The 1,901-nt window shown below is 69.6% G+C and carries 2 protein-coding genes; both read right to left on the minus strand.

Features of this window, described 5'->3' with window-relative positions; translation table 11 throughout:
• Positions 1-64 precede the first annotated feature (64 nt).
• Positions 65-703 carry a nuclear transport factor 2 family protein gene (locus tag CCN35_RS19755; RefSeq protein WP_067397737.1) on the minus strand — a complete coding sequence of 213 codons (639 nt, stop codon included), beginning with the start codon at positions 701-703 and terminating at the stop codon, positions 65-67.
• 35 nt (positions 704-738) lie between these two features.
• Positions 739-1,806, minus strand: a complete 1,068-nt coding sequence (locus CCN35_RS19760) for an MBL fold metallo-hydrolase (RefSeq protein WP_079129907.1) — start codon at positions 1,804-1,806, stop codon at positions 739-741.
• Positions 1,807-1,901: the final 95 nt, after the last annotated feature.

A 1,901-nucleotide genomic window follows, 5' to 3' on the forward strand; every position in this document is an offset into this window, starting at 1 on the left:
GTGGGGAGGGCCGGGGCCGTGCGGGGCACGGCCCCGGCCGGTGTGTTGTGGGGGTGGGGATGGGTTATGTCCAGTGGTCGAGGCTGTCGGCGGTGCCGTCGAGCCAGGCCCGGCCGAGGGCGTAGAGGGCGTCGGTGCGCGGGCCGGTGGTGCCGGGCATGTCGGTCTTGACGGCGTAGCCGAGCCGGGTCTGCAGGTAGGCCAGGTGGCGGTAGCCGGCCGGGAAGCGGGCGAGCAGCTCCGGGTCCAGGTCGGGCCAGATGCCGGGGGTGACGGGGTCGAGGCGGTCGCGTTCGTAGATGGGCTGGCGCAGGACCATGCCCCAGCGGCCGTCGCGCCTGGCGAAGAAGTCGTAGAACCGGCCGGTGCATACGACGTCGCACATGACGCCGTCGACGTCGGCGCGCTGGGCGATGGTCATCTTCGTCTGGGCGACGGCGCGGTCGCCGGCGACGTCGATGGTGGTGCCGCCGTGGGAGTGCAGGATGCTCACGCCGCGCTCCCAGCCGTCCTTCGAGGCGGCGATGAAGTCGTCGGCGCTGCCCTGCTGCCAGGTGGCCAGGACGCGGGCACCGGGGTGGAAGACGGTGCGGAAGCGGTCCCAGTCGCCGGCGTCGCGCCACAGGATCCAGTTGTCGATCAGGGCACGGATGGCGTCGGTGTCGGCATCGGTGCCGGGGGTCGGGATGGTTGTGGTGGTCATGGTGGTGCTTGGGTGCCGTTCGGTGTGCGGGCGGGTCAGATGAAGAACTTGTCGCTGGTGGGGGTGCCGTCGCGCCGCATGTAGCCGTTGTGGGTGCGTTCCAGGCGGGTCTTCTCGAGCATCGCGTAGGCGTTGTGCTTGGTCAGGACGTCGGCGCCGTTGAGGCGCTCCTCCCAGCGCTGGCCGTTGGAGGTGGTGCGCTCCAGGACCTTCTTGGTGACGTAGTTGACCAGGGCGGCGAAGTAGTTCTCCTCCACGGCGCGGAAGGCGGCCTTGTAGGGGCCGTCCATGCCGGCGTGGAAGTACTCCATGGGGATGGTCTCGAGGGCTTCGCGGGAGTAGCGGACCAGGTCGTCGATGTACTCGACGCCTTCCTCGACGTCGGCACGGTTGCCCAGGCGGGAGACGTGGCCGCTGACGACGGTGTCGAAGTCGTACTCGAGGACCTGGTGGTGGGCCTGTTCCCAGCCGGCGAGGTTCTCGGAGGAGTCGCAGTCGCGGAAGGTGACCCAGGCGGGGCTGGCGATGTCGATGGCGCCGAGGACCTTCTGGCGGGGCAGGTAGGTGAAGATGTTGCCCTCGGTGTGGTTCTGGCCCTTGTAGGACAGCTCGATGGGGACGCCGCCGACGTCGAGGGTGGCGTCGGTGGCGAAGGTCTCGGTGGGCAGGGGCCGGTAGGGGTCGGGGAAGCGGGCGAGCAGCTCGCGGGTGCGTTCGTGGGCGACGATGGTGATGCCGGGGCCGAACATGGAGGCGGCGCCGATGTGGTCGGCGTGCCAGTGGCTGTAGATGAGGTGGGTGACCGGCTCGCGGGTGACGGACTCGATGGCGGCCAGGAGGCGTTCGCCGATGGCGGGGGGTGCGTCCAGGACGACGACGCCGGAGCCGGTGACGACGAACATGCAGTCGTACCAGCCGATGGAGACCCAGTAGACGCCGTCGCGGATCTCCGAGACGTGGTAGCCCTTCTCGAGGCGGTCGCGGGTGAAGAGGATGCCGTGGGAGCGCTCGGGCGGGGGCGCGAAGTCGGAGAGCTTGACGAAGCTGGCGCCCTTGGGGCCGAGGTCGTCCACGAGCCAGGCGGGCTTGGTGTTGTCCGTCATGTGTGGTGTTCCTTGGTGTGTTGGGGTCGGGTTGGTGGTTGGTTGGGTTGGTGTGGTTGCCGGTCGCTCGGGGCGGCCGGGGTCTTGGGGCTGTT

Origin of the sequence: Streptomyces thermovulgaris, from assembly GCF_002155915.1 — a bacterium.
Lineage (GTDB): Bacteria > Actinomycetota > Actinomycetes > Streptomycetales > Streptomycetaceae > Streptomyces > Streptomyces thermovulgaris.

Coding starts and splice junctions, on each gene's coding strand:
- CCN35_RS19755 (WP_067397737.1), bottom strand. CDS start 703: ATGACCACCACAACCATCCCGACCCCCGGCACCGATGCCGACACCGAC.
- CCN35_RS19760 (WP_079129907.1), bottom strand. CDS start 1,806: ATGACGGACAACACCAAGCCCGCCTGGCTCGTGGACGACCTCGGCCCC.